The following is a 23,100-nucleotide window of genomic DNA, read 5'->3' as shown; positions in this document are numbered from 1 at the left end:
CAGTGTAGAGATAAAAGGATGATTCCAATGACTCAAGCACTACAACATGACCAACTCACCAAATACATTCGTGTAACAGGCAACCGTCATGCCAAGTTTGTTGAATTTGACTTCGCAATCCACGACCCAACACTTTTTGTCGAACTCATTCTCCCCCAGCAAGCCTTTCAACATTTTTGCGAAATTAATCATGTCATCGAAATGACTGAGGCGCAGCAAGCATGGAATGACGCACAAGAAGATAAATGGCGTTATGGCGTTGAACCAACGGTCCTAAGCCAAGTTCGTGAACATTTAGATCAAGAAGATCAATCTTAAGCCCATAAGGAAATCGTGATGACTTTAGAAATTAAAACATCCAATCTAGAACCTATTCGTCAAACCTATGCCTATATCGAACGCCGTTTTGGTAAAAAGCCAGCGACTCGTTATCAAGAAGTCAGCTTTGATGTACAAGGTACAACCAATTTTCATTACCGTCCATTGTGGAAACTAGACAAAACTTTAAATGATCACACCCATACAGCGTTGCAAATGCAAGACTGGTATGCGTTCAAGGATCCGCGTCAATTTTATTATGGCCCTTATGTACAGCATCGTGCACGTTTACAAGATAGCGCTGAAAGCAATTACTCATTCTTTGAAAAACGCCATTTGGTTGAAAATCTCAGCGATAAAGTTAAGCAAAAAATCATTCACTGCTTATTGCCATTTCGCTATGTGGAGCAAACCGCCAATCTACACATGATGTCAGGCAGTGCTTACGGCTATGGCACGGTCATTACCCAAGCCTGTGTTTTTGCGGCCATGGATCGTTTGGGCATGGCGCAATATCTCTCCCGTATTGGTTTACTCATTGATGGCAATACCGGTGAATCCTTAGAACAAGCAAAAGAGTCATGGATGAATGACGTAGCTTGGCAACCACTTCGCAAGCTGTGCGAACAAAGCTTGACTGAACAGGATTGGTTCAAACTTTATATCCTGCAAAACCTACTCATCGACAGCTTAATGCAGGAACTAGTTTACGGCGAACTAGATCAATGGCTGGTTGAATACGGTGCGCGTGATGTGGCGATGCTGACCGAATTTATGAAGGACTGTTTAACTGATTTACGTAAATGGTCAGACCCTGTTTTAAAAGCAGCTGTTGCTGAATCGGAAGAAAATAAAACATTAATTCAAGGTTGGATAGACATACTTTTACCGCAAGTCACAGAAGCCTTTAGTGCATGGGCCAAAACCGCTCTTGGACATGCATCTATCGACAATGGCCTAGCTGTCATTGCAGAACGCAGTAAAAAAGCAGGTTTAACCCTTAAATTAGAATCAGTGGCATAAGGAAGCGTAGATATGAGTTCTAAAGTTTATTTGGCATTACAAGATAATGATACCTCACGCTACATCATTGAAGCGATTGAGCAAGATAACCCAGAAGCGACGATTCAATATCTTCCTGCCATGATTCGTGTGGAAAACCTCGGAAAATTAGTGGTTCGTGCTGAAACTGTCTCTGAAAAACTAGGACAAGATTGGGATATTCAAGAACTGCAACTCAACATGATCACTTTGGGTGGCAACGTTGATGAAGATGATGACACTTTCACTTTGCAGTGGAATTAAGCCCACACGGAAGAAATAAATACAAGAAGCCGACTGCTTCAACAGATTGAAAAGGATGATCAAGATGAATAGCCAAGCAAAAAATGCGACAAAAACTGCAACCAAAAAACTGAATGCAAAAGATCGTTACCGTATGCTAACCCGTGATTTGGATTGGGATTTTTCCTATGCAGATCGTAAAGAAGCTTTTCCTTACGAAGAGTTTGAAGGTATTAAAATTACAGACTGGTCAAAATGGGAAGACCCATTCCGTTTAACCATGGATTCTTACTGGAAATATCAGGCGGAAAAAGAGAAAAAACTGTATGCCATTTTTGATGCATTTTCTCAAAACAATGGTCAGATGAATGTCAGTAATGAACGCTATCTCAATGCCATTAAACTGTTCTTAACCGCAGTGACGCCACTGGAATATCAAGCCTATCAAGGTTATGCACATGTAGGCCGCCAATTTAGCGGCATCGGTGCACGTATTGCCTCGCAAATGCAATCGATTGATGAACTGCGTCATGTACAAACGCAAATTCATGCCATGAGCCACTACAACAAGTTCTTTGATGGCTTCCAAGATTGGGCACACATGCATGACCGTGTTTGGTATTTGTCTGTACCAAAATCATTCTTTGAAGATGCACGTTCAGCAGGGCCATTCGAATTCCTATTGGCGATTAGTTTTTCTTTCGAATATGTCCTCACCAACTTATTGTTCGTCCCATTCATGTCAGGTGCAGCCTATAACGGTGATATGGCAACCGTGACCTTTGGCTTTAGTGCACAGTCGGATGAAGCACGTCACATGACCTTAGGTTTAGAAATCGTAAAATTCTTACTTGAACAGCATGAAGATAACGTTCCTATTGTTCAGGAATGGATTGATAAATGGTTCTGGCGCGGTACTCGCCTACTTTCCATTGTCGGCATGATGATGGACTACATGCTGCCAAACAAAGTCATGTCATGGAAAGAAGCTTGGGAAACTTATTTCGAAGAAGCTGGCGGTGCTTTATTCAAAGACCTCAGCCGTTACGGTATTCGTATGCCGAAATATTCCGACGTGATTGTGAAAGAAAAAGAGCATATCTCACATCAAGCATGGTGGATTTTCTATAACTTTGGTCATGCTGCTGGTTTCCATACGTGGATTCCAACCGACGAAGAAATGGATTGGTTATCTGAAAAATACCCAGATACTTTTGATAAATACTACCGTCCTAAATGGGAACTCGCACGTAAATTGGAAGCCGAAGGTAAACGCTTCTATAGCAATGGCTTACCGCAACTGTGCCAAATCTGTCAGATTCCAATGACCTTTACCGAAATGGATGGCGACCCAACCATGTTCAGCTACCGCGACAGTATATATAAAGGCGAGCGTTACCATACTTGTTCAGATGGCTGTCATGACATTTTTGAACGTGAACCTGAAAAATATATTCAAGCTTGGTTGCCAGTCAATCAAATCTTGCAAGGCAACTGTGGCGGTCCCGATTTAGAAAGTATTTTACGTGACTATTACAACTTTAACGTTGGTGCAGACAATCTTGATATTGAAGGTTCTCCAGACCAAGAGCGTTGGAGAAAATGGAAAGGTCACGTTGCGTAAGCAAAAAAGGATCAGAAGTCATCTCATAGATAAAAATTTCGAGATGGCTTCACACTCAAGGAATTTAGGAGTTTTCTCATGCCAGTACAAGCCATTCAACAACATTATGAATTTGATGCACGTGACGCACAAAAAAATTACGGCGACAACATGTTGCTCTATGTGGGATGGGATCATCACACTTTATTTTGTGCCGCTCATGCTTTTGTGGTCTCGCCACAACAAAGCTTACAAGACTTGATTGATCAGCAAATTCAGACTGGTTTTAATCAGCACCCAGACTTTGAACATATTGATTGGTCAACCGTACAATTCACCTTAAATCGTCAATTATTAACAGACGTGGATTTTTCTAAGACATTGGCGGATTTAGATTTTGATCATAAATCGCTACTGCGCTTTGTCACGCCCGGTTTAAATGGCTACAACGGCACACATGTATAAGGGAGAAGTATCATGAGTTATCAAGTAACGATTGAACCTGTCGGCATGACCATTGAAGTTGAAGAAGATCAAACTATTTTAGACGCTGCTTTACGTCAAGGTGTTTGGCTACCCTTCGCCTGTGGTCATGGCACATGTGGAACCTGTAAAGTTCAAGTGACGGACGGTTTTTATGATGTCGGTGATGCTTCACCCTTTGCACTAATGGATATTGAACGCGAAGAAAATAAAGTGCTTGCCTGCTGCTGTAAACCTGAATCTGACATGGTGATTGAAGCTGATGTCGATGAGGACGAAGATTTTCTTGGCTATTTAGTCCAAGACTACCAAGCCAAAGTTTTAGAGATCACACAACTGTCGCCAACCATTAAAGGTGTCCGTTTACAGATTGATCGCCCAATGGAGTTTCAGGCTGGACAATACATCAATATTCAATTGCCAAATATTGAAGGTACTCGTGCATTTTCGATTGCCAATCCGCCGAGTGAAGAAGGCATTATTGAATTGCATATTCGCCAAGTACAAGGCGGTGCCGCCACCACCTATGTACACGAAACCCTTCAAGCGGGCGATGAACTGGCAGTCTCTGGGCCATATGGACAGTTCTTTGTACGTAAATCGGATGAAAAAGATGCCATCTTTATTTCAGGCGGTTCTGGTCTATCTAGCCCACAATCGATGATTTTAGATCTTTTGGAACAAGGTGATACACGTACCATCTATCTTTTCCAAGGCGCACGTGATGTTTCTGAACTCTATAATCGCGAAGTGTTTGAAACCTTAGTCAAAGACTATCCCAACTTCCGCTATATTCCTGCATTGAATGCACCAAAAGCAGAAGATCAATGGACAGGATTTACAGGCTTTGTGCATGAAGCCGTGGCAGATTATTTTGAAAATAAATGCAGTGGTCATAAAGCTTATTTATGTGGTCCTCCACCGATGATTGATGCAGCCATTTCAACGCTGATGCAAAGCCGCCTCTTTGAAAAAGATATTCATACCGAACGTTTCCTGAGTGCAGCTGATGGTGCTTCTAACGAATCTCGCTCTGCTTTATTTCGGCATATTTAGAATGTTCTTTTAAATAAAAAATTTGAACTATCACATTGAAAAACATTGTGATAGTTCCACCCTTTTCGAATGATCTGTTTCATGTCCGTTCCAGATCATTCGATTCTATTTTCATTAATCCAAGGAAGATCATGATGAATACTCAAGAAATCGAAAAATTAGTCAAAAAAATCAATGTTGATACAGCACAAGGTGATGTCGATTTACGCATTCAACAAATTGTAGTGCGATTAACTCGTGATTTATTTCAGGCGATTGAAGATCTTAATATCTCTCAAACAGAATTATGGAAAGGTCTTGAGTACTTTACCGACGCAGGTCAAGCCAATGAACTTGGTCTTTTGGCTGCGGGCTTGGGACTTGAGCACTACCTTGACCTTCGCGCAGACGAAGCAGATGCAAAAGCAGGCATCACTGGCGGTACACCACGTACCATCGAAGGTCCGTTATATGTCGCAGGTGCACCCGAATCAGTCGGTTTTACCCGTATGGATGATGGTACTGAATCAGATAAAGTTCCGACTTTGTTCATTGAAGGGACTGTGACTGATACCCAAGGCAATATCATTAAAAATGCTAAAGTTGAAATTTGGCATGCCAACAGTTTAGGCAACTATTCATTCTTTGATAAGTCACAATCCAACTTCAACTTACGCCGTACTGTATTAACAGATACTACAGGGCAATATGTTGCTCAAACTACAATGCCTGTTGGCTATGGTTGTCCGCCACAAGGTACAACTCAATTTGTCCTAAATAAGTTAGGTCGTCACGGTAACCGTCCTTCTCATGTGCACTACTTCGTATCTGCACCGGGCTACCGCAAATTAACCACGCAATTTAATATCGAAGGCGATCAGTATCTTTGGGATGACTTCGCATTTGCAACACGTGAAGGTTTAGTGGCAACTGCTAAAGATGTAACTAATGAAGCTGAAATTGCACATCGTGGTTTAGACAAAGTATTCAAACACATTCAGTTTAATGTTGAACTTGTAAAAGATACTGAATTTTCACCTTCTACTGAAGTAGACCGTCGCCGTGTAAACGCCTAAAACGGTATCAATGCCATTTAAATTGTTTTAAGTGGCATACCAATCAAATTGCGCTTTGCAAAAAATTTAAAAATCATCGAAAAGGATTTTCTATGAAAAAACCCATCCAAAAAATTTCATTTTCACTTTTGCTCGCTTTTGCAGCAAATTATACTTTTGCCACAGAAAATGGTGCCGATTCATTTGCTTTAGGTGCTGAAGGCATGATGGCCGGTGCTTTGCCACCACCGGGATTATATTTGCTCAACTATTATCAAAATTATCATGCAGGAAAATTTGACCATGGACCAGACAGCTTTCATCTTGATGTAAATGCCTTCATTCCCCGCTTAGTTTGGATGACAAAACAAAACTATGTAGGTGGTCAACTTGGTTTTTATGCTGCACAGCCTTTGGTTGATTTACGCTTAAAAATTAATGGTATGTCTAATCATAATGCGGCATTAGGCGATTTAATTCTAGGTTCAATGTTAGGCTGGCATAGCGGTCATCACCATTGGATTGGAGCAATCGAAACAGTGCTAGCTACAGGAAAGTATGATGCACCGACAGCATTTCAGCCTGTTGTTGCCAATACTGGGAAAAACTACAATACAGTTCGGCCAATTATTGCCTATACCTATGCTCCTCCTATGGGCTTGGATATTTCGACTAAAATTTCATATAGCTTTAACGATGAAAATGATGACACGCATTATAAATCTGGGGAATATTTTGCTGGCGACTACAGTTTGGGCTATAAACTGAATGATCATGTCAAATTGGCAATAGAAGGTTATGCTTTTAAACAAGTTAAGTCAGATCGTGTCAACGATGATGATATTGGTCAAAAAGGACAAGTCCTTGCAGTTGGTCCTGCTATTCAATATCAGGATCAAAATTGGTCTATTGAAGCAAAATATTTAAAAGAAACCAATGTTGAAAACCGCCCTGAAGGACATACTGGCCTTTTAAAATTTATCTGGGCTTTTTAACACAGCAAACTGAATCGTTATACTTTTTGAAGATTTAAAGCGGACTATACTAAACTGTTAAAAAATAAAAATCATGAATGAATCTTATATCATCGCGATATTCGAAGCTGCCTTATCGATTGCCGTACAGATAGCCCATGATGCAATACCTACCGCTTTGAAACAAAGCATACTGTTTTGAAAGAGATAGAGCTTGGGCCGAAGCGGGAGGATTTGAAACTATTTTACGATAATAAATACGAATATTGACCTTGAAGATGCCATGATCGATGTAAACATCATTAAAGTACATCATCATGATCAAGGAATAATTATGACCATAAAAAAGAACAGTAACATATTGATATAAATTGAATAAAAATAACTTATCACCCCAAAATCCACCCAACTACATTATTTATATTAATAAGTACTAAATTTCTGAATCATAATCCCACATAAAACTTCTCAATCAACTGTCGTGTCTTCACCAATAAATTGGTAAAAACATTATCTCGTTCAAATAGCTTCACTTTGTAATTAGGCAATTCTTTCAGCTCTTCTTTACGCGGCAGCCGCTTCGTGAACTCATATTGATCCAATACTGCTTTCATTACTTCAGGTTTTAAATTTTCTTGTTCACACAAATACTGATATGCCTGTTCTTTTTCTACATCCCAAAACTCAGCAAAAGCTGTTTGCACACTTTACCCATTGAGCATTTTCGGCATACTGTCTTCAATGAACTTCTTAATCAGCTCTTGCTTATCATGCAAGCCCACTTCACTACCGATCAAATCATGAATTTGTGCTTCATACTACTTACGCTTTTGCTCATCATCACTATTCAACACAAGCTGTAATAAAGTTAGGATAACTAACTTCTTCAATTGAGCTTTGTTTGATTACATCAATATATTGCGTATATTCTACATTGCTTTTATCAAGTTCTAAAAACTGAATATCTTCGCCCTCTAAAATATCATCCGCAAAGGCAATGGCTTTTTCAGAGAGATATTTATAAAAAATAAACCCAAGAATGTAATCTAGAAATTCATCTGCACCCATCGTGCCACGTAAAGTATTGGCAATATTCCAAAGTTGTTTTGTAATTGTTGCAGCTGCACTTGGGTCATTATTGTGAATCCGCAAATTAAAGATAAAGCGTGACTAGTTTACCGAAAATTAAACTTTTTTCATCTAAAAATATGAGGTTAAAGACATGACTTATCGCAGTCACACCTTAACCGCAACAACGTTTTAATCCTTAATATTTCGATTGCTATCATTTGATATAAATCAAATCTGATATACTGATTAAAATTTTTTGACTTAAGGAGCCTAGACGTGCTTAAGACAATTGAACAGAAAAAAATATATATTCAGGCAACACGCCTACAGAATTATCGAGCCAGCCTAAAACTTGAAGGTCTTTCTCCATCATCTGCCCCTTCAACTTTAAGCAAAGACCAAATCCTGCAAAAATATAAAAAGTTTTCAGAATCATAATCTGGTGATTTAATGGATAAATATGGTGAAATGGGAGACAGTTTATACTGTTATCCAAACTCAAATATTCTCAAAAATAAACTGCATCTCCAAGATGAAAAAATTTTGCAGCAAGCCGAATTAGAGCTTTCTGAATATGCGAGCTTACTGATTGAATATGCTGAGCCACCATACGATCTCCAATACCTCAAAAACATTCACGCCTCATTATTTTCTGAACTTTATGAATCGGCAGGTGAGCTTCGGCGAGTTGACATCTCCAAAGGTGACACACGCTTTTGTACCTTTAGCCGTATTGAAGTTGAAGCCAATAAGCTTTTTAAACAACTTCAATCTCAAAACTATTTTCAACACCTTGAACAGCAACAACTGATTATTCAGCTTGCTGACTTCTATTGTGAACTAAATGTTATACATCCATTTCGTGAAGGCAATGGACGCACCCAACGTATTTTCTTTGAACACCTTCTCGCCTATTGTGGTTATGGTGTTGATTGGTCTCAGATTGAATCTCAGGAACGCTGGATTCAAGCAAATATTGAAGGGTTTTACGGGCACTTAGATGGATTAGTTCAAATCTTTAACGAATGTATAGTCATTCCCCAATAAAAAAATAAGGGAGCCGAAACTCCCATCTTGTTAACGAGTGGCCAACTTATTTTCAATCCATTGATGAATTTCATAAGCTGACCAACCAATACGATTCTGCGTGATTTTCACTTTTTTTGGAAAAGTTGGGTCATAGTACGGTGAAAACTCATCCATCATTTCGTAAATTGTTGAACGCCCTACGCCTGTAAATAGAACAACTTGTTTAATGTTAATGAGTTGATTCATCTGAAAAGTCTGACCTGTGAACGCATTCATGATGTTTACTCCTGATCATTGATGCGAGCGGCAATTCGCTCACATGATAGGCTTCTGGCGTAAAATATTACGTTCACGATTTCACAGCCTGAACTGATTGCCGCAGCTCTCTCTGAACATCCTGAATATGCCTTAGCTTAGGTACTTGCTCCTTCTGCTCTACTTCTTCGGGGTAAAACTCCTCAACAACATCCAAATCCTCTTCAGAATTCATCTCAAACCGTGCCTTGGCACAACCCTGCCTTGCCACATGATCTAGAGCCATTTGATTAAACCCAGCTAACTTACTTTTTTGATCAATCTCCTTTGCCGTTTGAATGGCCTCTTGTAAACTCACTCCTTCTCTTAAAGTTAAATCAACGTAATACACAGGGGTTCGATAACTTTGTGTGGTGGACTTGCCTCGAAGTGTCAGTTGCAGAGGGAGACATGACAGCAAACCATTCGAAGCTGCATGGTAATAACTCAATCGTGCTGCCAAAGTTCGGATACTGTTAAAGCCCGTGGTTCTAAAAATGAAAGTCCCTAACTCATCTGATTCATCTAAATTGACATGCAAGCGTCCATAGGGCTTACAGTTTCCTCCTTGTGCCAAGGGACATAAATCAGGCGATGGACAGGGATGCTGTTCTACCCCTTGATTGGTTAAGCGTTGGCAGGTTTCACCATTACCCACACACACGGGACGACCTGTTTGTCTGTCAAATAGGCTGTACTCTGCGCGTAAATTCAGTTCAGGATCATTGAAGATCATTCGTACTGGAATGGTTCTGAGTTTTTGATTCGGTGCTTTGGCTCGAAGCTGCTCATCCAAAGGATGTTTGATCCAGCCCTCTTTACTTTGGATTTGGCTAGTCAGGGTAAATTGGTCATCTTTTTCAGGCAGTCGTTTGCCATTCTTTTCAACCATTTTACCAATGCTGATACGGCCCAATATTGGTGGGGTAATTGCGAGACCTTTAATCATGTGGGTTTCCTCTCATGTTGATTAATTGATTGATGTTTGGTTTGAAATTTAAAAATCGAATGCATAAAAAAATCCCATGCTGTTTGGCATGGGATCGTTATGATGTTAAATAGGTTTGTTGTTGAATTTCTTAGGCTCAGTTCATTTTAGTCATCATCTGTATAGATGTTAAAACGCCGTGTGCCCTGTTTACTTTGTGGAAATTGCGTCAGCATTTCAGGATGCAGTTTCAGTAAAGCTTTACTGTCTAAGCTGATCGAATCCTTAGACTTTTTCCACGTCACTGAACCTGTTTTAAAGGTGGCTCGTTCCACCTCCTGCATCTTGGCTTGCAGCTGATGCTTGAGTTGATCGAATTGCTGTTGCTGCTTTTCAATCTGGTTACGTGCTTGAATTAATTGTTCAAACTGTTGGTTGGCGGTTTCGTCTTCCGATAAATCCGCGGTACTGAGGGGTACATGCTCAGGATAAAGTTGTTGTAAGGCTTTGGCTGCTGAGCGACTTGCATCTGCATCGGGTGGAATGTCCTTTTCTACACATTCCCAGAAGTAACGCTCGGCATTGACGATATGCTGAATCACAGATTCACTGCGGGTCACTTTAAAAATACGGGTTTCATGTCCACAGAGTAAGACACAGATATGCGCAGCCTGTTTACCTGTCACTGCCAGTTGATGTTGGACTTGACACAGCACATACAGCGGAACGCCATCTCGCCATAACTTAGCGCCATATTCTCCTGCGGTTTTACATTCCAGAATTTGCACCTCTGCATGACCCACCACGGAGTAATCTAAGTTGGCCAACATAAAGTGTTTATCTGGATCGCGGTGCTGTAATACAGCATTGACCCGTCTGACTTTAGTGTTGGTGTGCATACTGTAGTACTGTGCCACCAATGGTTCCAGCTGCTTGCCCCAGTACAGTGGCGCATGGCCTTCACTTTCATCTTCAACCGATTGTTGAATTCGACCTGTTTTAATCATCCACAGTTCCAACATCGACATATAAGGATTGAGTCCACAAGCTGCGGCACAATCACTGCTCCCAATACCCTGCCTACGGATTTCCAGCCATTCGGCTTGACTGAGTTTTCGGGTATCAACAAAGCGTTTAGCAGTAAACAGTTTTGGAGCAATAAAAGGTGTCGCTTGAGAGGCAAGATTTACTGTAGGTAATGCGATTGCTGTATTCATTTGTTATTCCTCATTGAGTCAATCTGTTAAATAAAGGGCATAAAAAAGCCCCATCCGAAGATGTGGCTGAGTGGGAATGTGCTGAGTTGATGAACTGAAATAAGAGAATGAGTGAAATTAAATCGGGGCTATATCTTTCCGAGGTGAACGGCTGTCGTTAAACCATCATGCGTAAGGCTTGTTCTAGTCCACGCTGTTTTAAACTTGCCCCTGCACCAAACCATGCTGAATCAAGTCGGTGGTCCTGACTCATGGCACGACGTTCATGATCTGCAAATTCCGTAATACTGCACAGTAAGCCATAGGCAGTATCTTTAACTGAACTGAGTTCTGCACCACGACCATGCCCATTAAACATGGTCATGACTTTCGACATGGCACGGCCATTCGGTTCAGTTTTGTTGTCGGGTGTAGTATTGGCGACATTACGATAGAACTGAATCAGATTATCATCCTGTTGAGCGATACTGAGACTGCTGTTGTTAAACACAGCATCAAAGTAAGCAGCCGCTTCTTGTTGAGTGACTTTACGCTGACTGAGTTGTTTCATTTCATACATGTGTTCATCCCATGCACGTACTGAAACACCCAATTGTTGTTTAACTTTCTCTGCATCAAACTTAGTACTGTGTGGAACTTTGACCACGCCTGCACTGCTGTTTTGTCCTTTTAATGCAATGGCTAAGGTGTTGTTACACACCACACGAATGGAAGTAAATTGTGCCGTAGTCGCAAGGGTGCCATCACATGCGGTGGCTAAAAGAATGTAGCCATTGCTGACATCCTTACCTTTTAAAGCAGAGGTCTGCCCAGTTTTGGCTAAAGCCCAGAATTTCTTGCCACCTTTGAGAACCCCTGCGGTTTCCAGTTCAAAACCAGATTGTTCAGTCAGATCACGATAGAACTCTAAAATCTCAAGCGGTTGAACTTCCTGATAACGCTGACTGACCACCGATAGCGGTGCATGCGTATCAGAACGATACAGAACCCGTTGTTCCTCAAACGGCATAATGATGTTTTGCCCACGATCATTTTTAGCCATGTAGCTAACATCAGAGGATTCAATCCGCCAATTCATACCTGCCTGCTGTGCCCAGACTTCAATTAGTTGATTTTGAGTGAGTGGATTACCTAAGCCATGCCAAGGGGTTTGTCCCACGTAAGCCATATTCTCGATTAAATGTGCCATGATGATTTCCTTTTAAAGAATGAATATTTTTAAGATTTGCCAATCTAAATTTCTGGCATAAAAAAAGGCCTGCTGAGGGAGCAGACCAAACAGGTAAACCATGCGGTAAGAAACCTGCATGGAGATTCATGTAAATGTTATATATCTGAAATTTATTTAATTCTTGTTCAATTCCTTGATGCTATTTTTCTTCAAATTGGTCATCCGCAATTGACCTGTCCAACCTCTACGATTATCCTTAACTTGCTGGCCTACATCGCCAGTCGGTTTTAGCAGACCGCTCATACAGCGCATCAGGGTTTATTCTTCTGAGTATTCTCTACGTGCGTAAAACCTTCTCGTCCCCCTTTGCGGTAGAACGGGAGGGGGACGCGTTCGCGCGTGCTGGTTCTGTATGTCCAGTCTGCTAACCCTCTTTCGTTCTGCCACCATTATTTAGCAGTAATTGGTAGAACTTCTTATACATACAGGAGTCATCACCATGACCAAGCATTATCTCGCATTATTATTTTCCCTAAAGCCTATCTGGGCCATTCCCTCGCCCTTGGCATAATTCATAGATTTTAGATCCGCTTAAATTGACCTAAAAACGTCCACCTTCTTTGGCTGGATTACGCTCGTCTGTTCATTTAATTACGCGATTACATCTATCTATTTCAAAATAGCCAAAACAATAAATTCGGGGGAAATAATGAAAACCTCTCTATCAATTGCTTTCATCACGTTGACCGTACTCCTTCTGACAGGTTGTGCCAGTAAAACTGAACGGCAATTTGTCAGTGGTTGCCAATCTACAGGTATGGAACGCTCTGCTTGTCAATGTGCCTATAAGAAGCTTGAAAGCAAATATGGGGAAGATGGACTAAAGAATCGTCTCTACACACTTCAGCAAAGTGAGTCCTTTCAATACGACATGATGCAAAGTGGCTTGCAATGCATGAAGGAGTAATTCATGAGAACGCTTGCTGGCACCATCTGCATCATCGCAGTGATCTGCTTTTTAGCTTCATTGGAAGGATGATAGTTTTGGGCTTTTTTTCTTGCTTGCGCAATATGCTTTTGGGGGAAATAAATGAATCCATCGATTAAAACTTGGGTCATTCGTGGCTATTTGATCATTGGCTTGCTTTTCACGCTGTATCAATCCTTCTGGGGACAATACAGCTATAAATCATTTGCCTATCACCTCGGACAAGGCGTGATCTGGCCTGCTGTCATGTTCCCCTCAGTCGGTAAATTCATTGGTGGGATGCTACTGCTGCTGATTATCGGCGGATTAGTCCTACGTTCAAAATAGTTCAATATTATATTACTGGGGAAATTCTTATGAAAAAGCTCATTAGCGCTGTTTTACTTACGGCTTGTACAACGTCTGCCTTTGCAATTGACCACATGCTCATCAATGGTAAAAATGTGACGGTAAGTGATACACGTTCAACATTAATCCAAAAGTTCGGTAAACCTGAATCTGGCACAAATCAATTCAGCAATTGGACAGTGGGCAACTTAAGTCTTTATGCGAATTATAACCAACAGGGTTTAGTCCAGTTCAGTGTCAATCAGCTCAACACAAAACCAAGCAATAACTATATCAATGTTGACGGTAAAGCCATTTATCTTGGTAAAGACACCATTAAAACAGCGACAGCCAAATTAAAACATGGCTGTTTTAACTTTGATGAGAGTCGACAAGGCTCAACCTATACCATGGCTCCGAAGACTGCTGTGAAAAACAAACTGAATATCGTTCTTGAAACCACTGCTGATGCATATGATGTTAAGACGATTTCTAACATGCCGATCAATGGTTTTTCATTCACTCAGGAATCACCGGAATCAAATAGAGGCTGTAAATAAAGTATTAAAAAAATAAAGCGGGTGTCCTTCTCATTTCAACAAGCATTGCGCGCTTAAATTGTTTAAGAGCGCAATGCTGAATCCCAATTAAACACCCATCTCATCATCAATATCTATATCGAGCTCCATACCATGCATCATTTAGTTTTACTGACTGCCTCATTGATTGTTTCTTGCTGTGCGTTGAGTATTCAAGCCAAGCCCGTCACTCAACAAATGCATGCCTGTAAGAGCGATAACATCCGTACCATTTCAACCAATTGCAAAAACCCCACTGCTGGTTTTACCTTAGGCTACAGTCTCGAAAATTATGGTGATCACGGTTCATTACTGAAAATCGAAAATCCAACGGGACGTAATATTGAGATTGATCGAATAGAATTATTCGATGGTTTTAATCAACAATGTGAACTTGATAGCTGGGGGCCAGAAGGTGAGACCATCTCTGCTAAAAGTTACTTCAATGTCATGAGCAGTGAATGCAAGCCTGAACGTATTTTAAAACATGTGTTTATCCAAGGAAATAAACGGTATGTGTTCTAATCCAGAAATACATTGAGTCGTCATTCAAATATCGTAAAAAAAACCGATCATCATGGATCGGTTTTTTTATCCCTCTTCAATAGAGCATTCAACCCATATGGCTAAAGTTTAAAATACTGCTGACATTGTTCACAGTAAAGCGCTATCGCTATCCCTGAATCGAAATGACTTCGCTGTGTTTCAATCCAATACAGATAAACACTTTTAAGCAGCACCTCAGCTAATCCAGTGATCCACGGTGATAAGGGCCAGCCTTTCGACAGTTGCTTTATGACTACTCCACCGAATCCCAAATGAGAACTCAATAAAGACGTTCTGTGTGAACTAGATGCAGGCGGTTTAGAATGAGAAACAAATACACGATAAATGTGAGTAGACTGGCAATATGGGCAATGCGTTAACATAGTTGACACCTCCAATGAAAAATAAAAAGGGCCTGTATGAATAGGCCCTGATCACTTGAATCATGATCTTCAGGTGGATGATGTATGCCTGTATTATTTTCTATTATCCGAAGGTGCGCATGCGCTTCCGGCACTTTACTCGAAGATGCTGATTTTCTTTTTCAGGCCGTACCAGATAAGCCACTGTATCCAGCATATTATTCACCTCATCTGGATTCTTACGGTGAATCATCCCAATGCCTAGACGGTTTCGATCTGAGAACTGTTTCAGATAGGCTGCTGTATGACAATTAAAATGACAGCCTTGATCTTCTGTAATCGTTGACCATAGTTTTCCAACACGATCAGCGACTGAATATGCGCTACGACGTTCACTACCTCTGTAAACCAACAGCAAATGACAGTGATAGCCCTTCTCCTCTCCCTGTTCTAATACCATGCATATTTAACTAAACCTTTAAAAATTGTATCTTGATCACGTAGTCGGGTACACAGTACCTTCATATCATCACTAAATTCTTGAATACCTACTTGATCTTGGTATTTAAGTGGATAGGCTAAATCAACACGTACCACTAAGATGCGTGAATATTTATCACTGATATCATTCATCCGCTGAACTAGATTTTTTGTATTCTCAGATTCACTATAACGATGATCACGTAATTGTCGTTTATGTCTACGATAATGTTTTTTAAAACTTTGTTGTATCTCAATAAAAGACTGGTCATTTAATCGATCTAATAACTGCTCTCGATCATATAAGTATTCATTCATATCTAATAGCAATTCGATGAATGCACCGATGGAGGCTGAATAATAAAAATCGGCTTCATAAATTTCATCAAACTGGATTAGCAGATCTGCTAGGTTATTATAGAAGTTACGAGGCTGAAGTTTTTTAATAGAAATATCTTCAACGAAATATTCAATCTTGATTAAGACTTTTGATTCATTTAAATTATTGCTCACGAGCATCTCTTATGATGGTTTAAATCATATAAAGAAGATCTCTGTAATTATTCACTTAACTCACCACCTATAAATTAACTAGTATGATTATTTAATTAAATAATATTAATAACCCAAATATTTAACTTTACAAAACAGGCCAACACAAACGAAATTCAAAGGAATTTTTCTAAAAAAAATCAAGCAATAGTTATCCAGAAAATTATCTTATAAAGAATTTAAAATCTCACCACATCATATCTTGTTAAGTAAATTATCATCTAGTTTTCTCCTCTATCAAAGCAACAAAGCTATCTATCCACCAAGAGTGAAAACGATAGTTCTTCAGCTTCATTAAATTCATACAACCTTAACTTTAAGAGTAGATACTTTCTAAACTACTAAAAAATTCAACAAATACCACTAAAATCCACTAAAAACCCTTCTGTATAACAACTACATATATATAAATACTACTTAAGAAACTATTAAAATTCATATAAAATTACCACCCAAATTCTACGATAAACACTACAGAGATATCTACAAATGCCTGGATTCAATACATTGGAAGATAAAATAAAAAAAGAACTGAAAAAGTATCAGGATGAGGAAATGTTTTGGATATACGATATTATTTTAAAAATCAACTCAAACAGCAAAGATTATCTTAAGTCTCGTTATATAAGTGGAATTACAAATTTCAATCAATTAAGGGAATTAATTATCGAGGAATTACTAAAAAGTGAAAGCGAAGATAAAATTAAGTACCGTTTTGAAGCAATTAAAAATGCAAAAATAAAATTCATTAAAAATGAAATTTTTAATGAATTTAAAAAAGATTCAAGATTATGTTTATTTACATTATCATCTTTAAACAAACATTCTTTGAATAAAAAAGAATCACAAATAGATCTCGATTATTTAGTTGAAGACAACTCGATAGAAATTCTAACCGAAACACTCCTTGTAACAAATAAAGACTTTAAATTTATTTCTGAAAAATATATTTATATAAAATTTATTATTAATATATTTATAAATAAAATCTCCGAGAGAAAATTAATTAAAATCAAGCAAGAATATAAAAATAAAGTTAAACAAGAAATAAATAGTTCTACTAAGTTTAATGACCAGTATTTCATCAATTGGTCTTATGATTACTTAATATCAAAAAAGCTTAATTTTAAAAAGGCATCACATTCCTGCCACAACAATGAGGATAAAAAACTATTTATCATTTCATACCTTGACTTTCTATATCTCAGTGATCACCAAGAGCATGAGATTTTAACAATCAGAATGAGTAAAGCATGGAGTCAAAAAAAGTTCAGAGATGGCAATAAAGTAAAAAACCCCTACCATATCCCGCTAACAAAAAAGGCCAAAGAAGAACTGGGGAAATTATCAGATTTCAAAAATCTATCCGAATCTGATATCTTGGAGCGCCTTATCAATCAAATGTTTCTGAACGAAATGTGTGATAAAGATGGAAATCTAAAGTACTGAGCAACCAACCTGATCCTTAAAATCAGCAAATTATTTTCAACACCTTAAATTAAAAATATAGCTCTACTTTTATGATTATCGTACCTTACTTGCTTAATTTAAGCTTTTCAAAAAAAGAGGCTTTCCCCCTCTTTTTCTTATATTACATTTTGCAAGACCAATTTTTTACTCGCTCCCCGTACCATTCCATAATTTTCACCCTCTCATCCCAGTACTGTGCTCGGTTATATGCAGCACGAATTCTGTTCTGAGGAACATGAGCAAGCTGACGCTCAATAGCATCGGGATTAAACAGATTTGATTCATTTACGACTGTACTGAATAGCGATCGAAAACCATGTGTTGTCATTCGACCTGCATAGCCTGAACGCTTAATAACTGCCAAAATGGATTCACTCCGCATCGGTTCTTTATTATTTAGACGATGAGGGAAAAGCAATTCTTGATTATGGGTAAGTCTTAAAGCTAGCAGTTCTTCAATCATCATATCAGTCAGCGGTACACGATGCGGAAGACGATTCTTCATACGATCTTCAGGGATATCCCACTTACGCCCTTCCAAATCAAACTCCCCCCATTGCGCTTGTAGTAACTCACTAACTCGAACACCAGTAAGCATAATGAGAATGATGGCATGATGAGTCTGAGCATCACTTGGATAAGCTCTCACTTTTCTTAGAAATTCAGGCATATCTGAAGCAGGTAATGATGCTAAATTTTTCACACGCTTATTTTTCAGCGCATAAACCAAATCACCCGCAGGATTATCGTAACGATATCCATGAGCTATGGCATATTTCATGACCATCCCACAACGAGACAAAGTACGTTTAGCCACTTCAAGTGAGCCTCTTGCCTCAATCCTTTTGATAATCTGCAAAATTTCAGGTGCTTGAATTTGGTTAATACGCTTATTGGCAAGAGCAATATAAAGCTCATCTAACGAAGCTCGAACATTGCTAATGTGTTTAGTTGACCACGTTTTTTTTTGATTATTAAATCAATCTTCTGCAACCTCTTGAAAAAAAGGCTGCATCTCTTCGACCTCAACTGTATTTTTGAGTTTATACCTCAGATCAAGTGCTATCTCTCTTGCATGTTTTAGACTCAGCTCAGGATATATACCTAATGCTTTGGACTTCCTTTGCCCATTTTCCGTATATCGGATAGACCAATATTTTTTCCCATTCGGATCGATTCGTAAAGAGAGACCATTGATATCAGAAAGGCGGTACTGTTTCTCTTGCGGTTGTGCTTTTTTACACATCACATCAGTAAGTGACATATTTTTGTCCCACTTAATTAAACTTATTTAGTGGGTCAAATTGTCCCAATATTGACCCACATAAGGCAAAAATAGGGTCAAATAGCTTAGGACAGTATCGGACAATACAGCCAATAAAAAAGCCCTTAAACATTGAGTTTAAAGGCTTTTTTACATTCATTCGAACAGCTCTGAATTGAATTTTGGTGGGGTGGCGACAATTGAACTGGATTCATAAGCAACTGTTATTTAATTATAAAATTTAATATTAAAAATAAGGGATACACGTGGGGATACAAATTACTTGCTGCTGGGCTATTTTCTTCGAGTTTGGTTGCTATATCGGGAGTACAACTCAAAGTATATTACTCAACACTTATCCCTATTATTATTTCGCCTCCTTGCCCTCCACTTAGTCTAGAAAGTGAGGTTTCACACCTACCACACTCTTACATTTTCTATCTAAGCCCTCTAAACAATATAATAGATTGGTCTTCCCTAAAAATGATAACTAGCAGCTTCGTTACAATGTTGCCAAGTTATTAGATAAGAAGTAGATACGATGAGTGATGCAAATAACGCCGTTGATATAATAGATTCAGATAAAAATAAGAAGATAAAAACACCGAAAGAAATTGAGAAAGAACTTAAAAAGCTCAAGCGTTATAAAGTTGAAAGTGAAAAGTCATTTCTTTACTCACTCCAGAATACAAAACGCTTAGCCGATCTGATTAAAGAACACGGCGGTCTCATCAGGTACACACCAAATAAAGGCATCAGTATAGATAAGGCCAGCTATGAAAAAATGCCTGAGCCAATACAAACGCAATTCAAGTATGGATTAGGAAAACTGGAAAAATACTTTTCTATTTTGTATGAAGCTGATTGCCAAGCACGTGCTTTTAATGCCTATCTGTATCTGTTAGAAATGCAATATCAAAAACATAGAATTCTCAACAGTCCAACAAAATATGCAAAGGTCACTTTAACTGAATGGCGTAATTGTGTATCAGAAGTAATGGCTTTAGATTCTGTGCATCTGGATAGGATAGAAAAGTATTTAATTGATAGCGGTAAATTACTTTATTGCTGGAAAAGAGGTACAAAGTGCTTAACCAGCTCAATGGAAAAAAACGGTGAAAAACTGAATTTAAAAGAAGATTACCGCATCAGTTTTAATGAATGGATGAATACAAATAGAATTGTTTATTTGGAGATGGATGTACTAAAACTAGCGTTCCCATGTAGGTAGTCATTTCTGACTTAACACTAAAAACAAAATCCCTTTTTTTTGATCAAAATGACATTATTTTTGACGTTTAACCACCCAAAAATATTTATATATAATTCATTAACTTAAAGGCAATGGAACTAGTCATTTTTAACGTCAGATTTTAGACCTATTATTTAGTTCGTTTGGCTATGGAATTGACACAGAATGACCACCTCCCCCAACTATAAAAACAGCTGGACACCTGAACGTAGGAGAAAGCAACGTGAACGGATTATGCAAAATAAGCCGTGGCTTAAATCCACCGGACCAACAACAGAAGATGGAAAAAAGGCCTCAAGCCAGAATGCTCGATCTAACTTTGCAAATCTCGCATGTGCAGAGCTGGATCAATTGATGAAAAAACAGGTCAAGCTGTTAAAGAAACTTTCAAATCTAGATTTTGAACAGGATCTACAGGACATTGAAAATGAAATTACGGGAATCAAAAAAATTTTAGGATCTGGAACTACTCGTAAATCACTAAAACAAACTAATAAATAATGACTGCATCATTTATCCATGAGTATTTAAAGATGACTTTTAGCAATCAATCCAAAGCTACTGCTGTAATCCTAAGTGCAGATATTGCCCTAAAACAAGCTGGTTTAGCACATAAAGGTATTATCACTGATACAGCAAAGTTACTGCTGTCTACCGCCCACGATCATCAAACCACTGTAGACAACGCATATAGCATTCTATGTGAAGAATATAAACAATTAGAAGAACAGCAAAAACGGCGCAATGATGAAGCTGTCAAAGCTTATGATCATCATATTGCTAAGAATCAAGGTGAGTTGAAGCAAATTAAACAGGATATTGAAAGACTAACAACGGAAGTTTCTTCTTTAGAGAAAGACTTACAGCGTAAGAAAGAAATTCATGGCCAGCAAGAAGGACGATTAAAGGCAGAAGGCCTTACCCAAGATCAGATTAAAACCGTATTGGGTATGGGTAAATCCTTAGATGAAGGTAAAATTTTAGAAGAAATTAAATATAAGAATGAAATCAAAATTCTACTGAATGAACGTACTGATGAGATTTATACAGAAGCACGCTCTATCAAAGAAACAGTTATCTATACCCAGTAGTGACACTCCACTGAATTAAATAGTTCCCACACCCACATGCAATGATTTTTTGCATGTGGCTCATAAAAGGTTATCAAAGTGACTCAAGCTGAAAAGATTAAAACTGAACTCTCAAATTATCGTTATTACAAAAACAAGTTTGGAGAGGCCCATCCCCGGACAATGGATAAATTGCTAGAAATAGCCGATTTAGTCCCTAGAGAATGGATCGCTGATAAAGATACAGCATTGAGCAAGTTTGTTGCTTCAGCGCGGCTTATTAATGATTTGCGTAAAAAGAATGAATAAAACTTAATTTTGAGCTTTGCTTTAAAAAAAATGCCTTATTCCCAACGTATTCCGTCAACCTAAATTAAGTTTCACGCACAGCTGAATTCACTGTATTTTATTAATTAAAATATTAAAATTAATTTAGATAGCCCTGCTTTTAATATTTAGGGGTTATTAGATATTGGTCAGCTATAATTAGTAATTTGGACTATAAATCAGTAGAAGCAAGAGAACAGTTATATTTAAAGAGGGAATTATGGAAGTCACAAAAGATTCAATTGCTCAAAAATACAATTTTTCTAAATGTGTAATCTGTACACATAAATTTATGGATGAGGATCCAAACCCATGTAGTGATGAGCATATTATTCCTGAGTTTCTTGGTGGAAAGTTGAAGGTAAAATTTTTATGTAAAATTTGCAATAATAACTTAGGTGGGGGGGTCGAAAGCCGTTTGGCCGTTTCATTTTTTGGCAAGGCTCATGCACATCAGTATCAAATAAAAGGTAAAAGTGGCCGTGTTCCTAACTCCCCTTTAGTGGGCAATTATGAATATAACAATACAACTATTTTTTTTGCTCCAGATTACACGATCAAAATGCACCCAGCTATCGAATGTACTGTTCGCGAGGATGGAGGTATAACATTTAAAGGAAGTATCGATGCGAATAATTTAGAAAGCTCAAAGCAAGAATTGGTTACCATGATAATAAGAAAATTTAAACAACAGGATAGAGAGGTAAATAGGGATAGTATATATGAGCAAATCAGCGCAAATATTGATAATTTGCCAAGAAGTGTTCATGAGAAGCCTAAGATTAATATTAGGGTTTCTATAGATCTAAGTGATATTCAGTTATTGCATTTAAAAATTGCTTATGAAATCTTGTGTATTCATTTTGGCGAAGAAATTATAGATGATAGTTTTTTTGATAAGTGGAGATTATCTTTACAGCATCAAGTAATTGATACTTCTATACCTTATGGTAATAAGAGTTTTTTTGAGACCATTGAGCATTTAAAAGATCTTTCGCCAGGTACTATTAATTTTACTAGTTTTGAGGAAGGACACTCAAGGAATAACATATTAATAATATTATCCCCTAATGCTATATTTGTAAGATGTCTTGGTTTTTGGGGAGTTTTTAAAATTAATAAATCAGAGTCTCTATTTTTGTATGAACATGGTGTTCTAGATGGGAAATTACAACAATATAATTATGATGAGTTTATTATCAGATTTATAAATATAAAGTCTATAGCTGCATTAGATCAAATCTGAGATATTCAACCAGCTATTAATAATCTTAAAATAATAATTTGTGGATTTTAAATCTAGAATTAATTTCATTTATGAAATCCCTGTAAAGCCCCATCAAAGGGGCTTATAAGCATCAAAGCAATTGCAGCACATCAGCTCTAATCTCTGTCACTTCCTTTTTATTGCCGCTATGGTCT

At 38.3% G+C, this 23,100-nt stretch carries 26 protein-coding genes and 3 pseudogenes; 20 read left to right on the top strand and 9 right to left on the bottom strand.

Annotated elements, in window-relative coordinates; translation table 11 throughout:
- Positions 1-27: 27 nt before the first annotated feature.
- From B9T30_RS11645 to B9T30_RS11610, 8 genes are all read left to right on the top strand, one after another.
- Positions 28-318 carry a phenol hydroxylase subunit gene (locus B9T30_RS11645; RefSeq protein WP_086185132.1) on the top strand — a complete coding sequence of 97 codons (291 nt, stop codon included), beginning with the start codon at positions 28-30 and terminating at the stop codon, positions 316-318.
- An 18-nt stretch (positions 319-336) separates the two neighbouring features.
- Positions 337-1,341, top strand: coding sequence for an aromatic/alkene monooxygenase hydroxylase subunit beta (locus B9T30_RS11640; RefSeq protein ID WP_086185131.1), 1,005 nt, complete (start codon positions 337-339; stop codon positions 1,339-1,341).
- A gap of 12 nt (positions 1,342-1,353) precedes the next feature.
- Positions 1,354-1,623 carry an MmoB/DmpM family protein gene (locus B9T30_RS11635; protein WP_086185130.1) on the top strand — a complete coding sequence of 90 codons (270 nt, stop codon included), beginning with the start codon at positions 1,354-1,356 and terminating at the stop codon, positions 1,621-1,623.
- Between the two features lie 64 nt (positions 1,624-1,687).
- Positions 1,688-3,226 (top strand): aromatic/alkene/methane monooxygenase hydroxylase/oxygenase subunit alpha, encoded by a 1,539-nt coding sequence (locus B9T30_RS11630; protein ID WP_086185129.1) that lies wholly within the window; start codon positions 1,688-1,690, stop codon positions 3,224-3,226.
- Positions 3,227-3,304: 78 nt separating this feature from the next.
- Positions 3,305-3,670 (top strand): phenol hydroxylase subunit P4, encoded by a 366-nt coding sequence (locus tag B9T30_RS11625; RefSeq protein ID WP_086185128.1) that lies wholly within the window; start codon positions 3,305-3,307, stop codon positions 3,668-3,670.
- A gap of 12 nt (positions 3,671-3,682) precedes the next feature.
- Positions 3,683-4,744 carry an NADH:ubiquinone reductase (Na(+)-transporting) subunit F gene (locus B9T30_RS11620; RefSeq protein WP_086185127.1) on the top strand — a complete coding sequence of 354 codons (1,062 nt, stop codon included), beginning with the start codon at positions 3,683-3,685 and terminating at the stop codon, positions 4,742-4,744.
- Positions 4,745-4,878: 134 nt separating this feature from the next.
- Positions 4,879-5,799, top strand: coding sequence for a catechol 1,2-dioxygenase (gene catA, locus B9T30_RS11615; protein ID WP_086185126.1), 921 nt, complete (start codon positions 4,879-4,881; stop codon positions 5,797-5,799).
- Positions 5,800-5,891: 92 nt separating this feature from the next.
- A complete protein-coding gene (locus B9T30_RS11610) occupies positions 5,892-6,773 on the top strand; it encodes a transporter (protein ID WP_086185125.1) in 882 nt (293 codons plus the stop codon).
- Positions 6,774-7,198: 425 nt separating this feature from the next.
- Here the strand turns inward: B9T30_RS11610 and B9T30_RS16370 are convergent.
- Positions 7,199-7,627, bottom strand: a pseudogene (locus B9T30_RS16370) (type I restriction endonuclease subunit R, EcoR124 family); the annotation flags it as partial.
- Positions 7,626-7,888, bottom strand: a pseudogene (locus B9T30_RS11600) (type I restriction-modification system subunit M N-terminal domain-containing protein); the annotation flags it as partial. The pseudogenes B9T30_RS16370 and B9T30_RS11600, both read right to left, overlap by 2 nt.
- 211 nt (positions 7,889-8,099) lie before the next feature.
- Between B9T30_RS11600 and B9T30_RS11595 the strand changes: the two are divergent.
- Both B9T30_RS11595 and B9T30_RS11590 read left to right on the top strand, forming a co-directional pair.
- Entirely contained in the window at positions 8,100-8,261 is a 162-nt protein-coding gene (locus B9T30_RS11595; protein ID WP_086185123.1) for a YhfG family protein, read from the top strand.
- Between the two features lie 12 nt (positions 8,262-8,273).
- Positions 8,274-8,870: a putative adenosine monophosphate-protein transferase Fic gene (locus B9T30_RS11590; RefSeq protein ID WP_086185122.1), complete on the top strand. Its 597-nt coding sequence runs from the start codon at positions 8,274-8,276 to the stop codon at positions 8,868-8,870.
- 30 nt (positions 8,871-8,900) lie between these two features.
- Here the strand turns inward: B9T30_RS11590 and B9T30_RS11585 are convergent, their stop codons facing one another.
- The 4 genes from B9T30_RS11585 to B9T30_RS11570 form a co-directional block, all read right to left on the bottom strand.
- The gene (locus B9T30_RS11585; RefSeq protein WP_086185121.1) at positions 8,901-9,128 is read right to left on the bottom strand and encodes a helix-turn-helix transcriptional regulator; all 228 of its coding nucleotides are present in this window, start codon (positions 9,126-9,128) and stop codon (positions 8,901-8,903) included.
- A 73-nt stretch (positions 9,129-9,201) separates the two neighbouring features.
- On the bottom strand, positions 9,202-10,095 hold the full coding sequence (locus B9T30_RS11580) for a hydrolase or metal-binding protein (RefSeq protein WP_086185120.1): 894 nt from the start codon (positions 10,093-10,095) through the stop codon (positions 9,202-9,204).
- Positions 10,096-10,241: 146 nt separating this feature from the next.
- Entirely contained in the window at positions 10,242-11,291 is a 1,050-nt protein-coding gene (locus B9T30_RS11575; RefSeq protein ID WP_086185119.1) for a YqaJ viral recombinase family protein, read from the bottom strand.
- Between the two features lie 157 nt (positions 11,292-11,448).
- Positions 11,449-12,480, bottom strand: a complete 1,032-nt coding sequence (locus tag B9T30_RS11570; RefSeq protein WP_086185118.1) for a DUF932 domain-containing protein — start codon at positions 12,478-12,480, stop codon at positions 11,449-11,451.
- A 691-nt stretch (positions 12,481-13,171) separates the two neighbouring features.
- On the opposite strand from B9T30_RS11570, the gene B9T30_RS11565 reads away from it, so the two are divergent.
- The 4 genes from B9T30_RS11565 (at position 13,172) to B9T30_RS11550 (ending at position 14,880) form a co-directional block, all read left to right on the top strand.
- A complete protein-coding gene (locus B9T30_RS11565; RefSeq protein WP_086185117.1) occupies positions 13,172-13,429 on the top strand; it encodes a hypothetical protein in 258 nt (85 codons plus the stop codon).
- A 123-nt stretch (positions 13,430-13,552) separates the two neighbouring features.
- Positions 13,553-13,777, top strand: a complete 225-nt coding sequence (locus B9T30_RS11560; RefSeq protein ID WP_086185116.1) for a hypothetical protein — start codon at positions 13,553-13,555, stop codon at positions 13,775-13,777.
- Positions 13,778-13,806: 29 nt separating this feature from the next.
- Positions 13,807-14,337 (top strand): hypothetical protein, encoded by a 531-nt coding sequence (locus tag B9T30_RS11555; RefSeq protein WP_086185115.1) that lies wholly within the window; start codon positions 13,807-13,809, stop codon positions 14,335-14,337.
- Between the two features lie 132 nt (positions 14,338-14,469).
- A complete protein-coding gene (locus B9T30_RS11550) occupies positions 14,470-14,880 on the top strand; it encodes a hypothetical protein (RefSeq protein ID WP_086185114.1) in 411 nt (136 codons plus the stop codon).
- Positions 14,881-15,387: 507 nt separating this feature from the next.
- Here the strand turns inward: B9T30_RS11550 and B9T30_RS16690 are convergent.
- Entirely contained in the window at positions 15,388-15,681 is a 294-nt protein-coding gene (locus B9T30_RS16690) for a hypothetical protein (RefSeq protein ID WP_227518969.1), read from the bottom strand.
- Between the two features lie 32 nt (positions 15,682-15,713).
- Positions 15,714-16,256, bottom strand: a complete 543-nt coding sequence (locus B9T30_RS16685; RefSeq protein ID WP_227518968.1) for a hypothetical protein — start codon at positions 16,254-16,256, stop codon at positions 15,714-15,716.
- Between the two features lie 528 nt (positions 16,257-16,784).
- On the opposite strand from B9T30_RS16685, the gene B9T30_RS11540 reads away from it, so the two are divergent.
- On the top strand, positions 16,785-17,744 hold the full coding sequence (locus B9T30_RS11540) for a hypothetical protein (protein WP_086185113.1): 960 nt from the start codon (positions 16,785-16,787) through the stop codon (positions 17,742-17,744).
- Between the two features lie 142 nt (positions 17,745-17,886).
- On the opposite strand, the pseudogene B9T30_RS11535 reads toward B9T30_RS11540, so the two are convergent.
- A pseudogene (locus B9T30_RS11535) lies at positions 17,887-19,029 on the bottom strand (tyrosine-type recombinase/integrase).
- 541 nt (positions 19,030-19,570) lie between these two features.
- Here B9T30_RS11535 and B9T30_RS11530 point away from each other — a divergent pair.
- From B9T30_RS11530 to B9T30_RS11510, 5 genes are all read left to right on the top strand, one after another.
- Complete coding sequence (locus tag B9T30_RS11530) at positions 19,571-20,260, top strand: hypothetical protein (protein WP_086185112.1); 690 nt, start codon at positions 19,571-19,573, stop codon at positions 20,258-20,260.
- 186 nt (positions 20,261-20,446) lie between these two features.
- On the top strand, positions 20,447-20,782 hold the full coding sequence (locus tag B9T30_RS11525) for a hypothetical protein (protein WP_004651087.1): 336 nt from the start codon (positions 20,447-20,449) through the stop codon (positions 20,780-20,782).
- Positions 20,783-20,814: 32 nt separating this feature from the next.
- A complete protein-coding gene (locus B9T30_RS11520; protein ID WP_143223207.1) occupies positions 20,815-21,372 on the top strand; it encodes a hypothetical protein in 558 nt (185 codons plus the stop codon).
- A 78-nt stretch (positions 21,373-21,450) separates the two neighbouring features.
- A complete protein-coding gene (locus B9T30_RS11515; RefSeq protein WP_086185110.1) occupies positions 21,451-21,660 on the top strand; it encodes a hypothetical protein in 210 nt (69 codons plus the stop codon).
- A gap of 238 nt (positions 21,661-21,898) precedes the next feature.
- Complete coding sequence (locus tag B9T30_RS11510; RefSeq protein ID WP_086185109.1) at positions 21,899-22,924, top strand: HNH endonuclease; 1,026 nt, start codon at positions 21,899-21,901, stop codon at positions 22,922-22,924.
- Positions 22,925-23,100: the final 176 nt, after the last annotated feature.

The sequence above is a fragment of the Acinetobacter sp. ANC 4973 genome (genome assembly GCF_002135275.1).
Classification (GTDB): domain Bacteria; phylum Pseudomonadota; class Gammaproteobacteria; order Pseudomonadales; family Moraxellaceae; genus Acinetobacter; species Acinetobacter kyonggiensis.
This window is presented reverse-complemented; position numbering and strand designations above follow the sequence as displayed.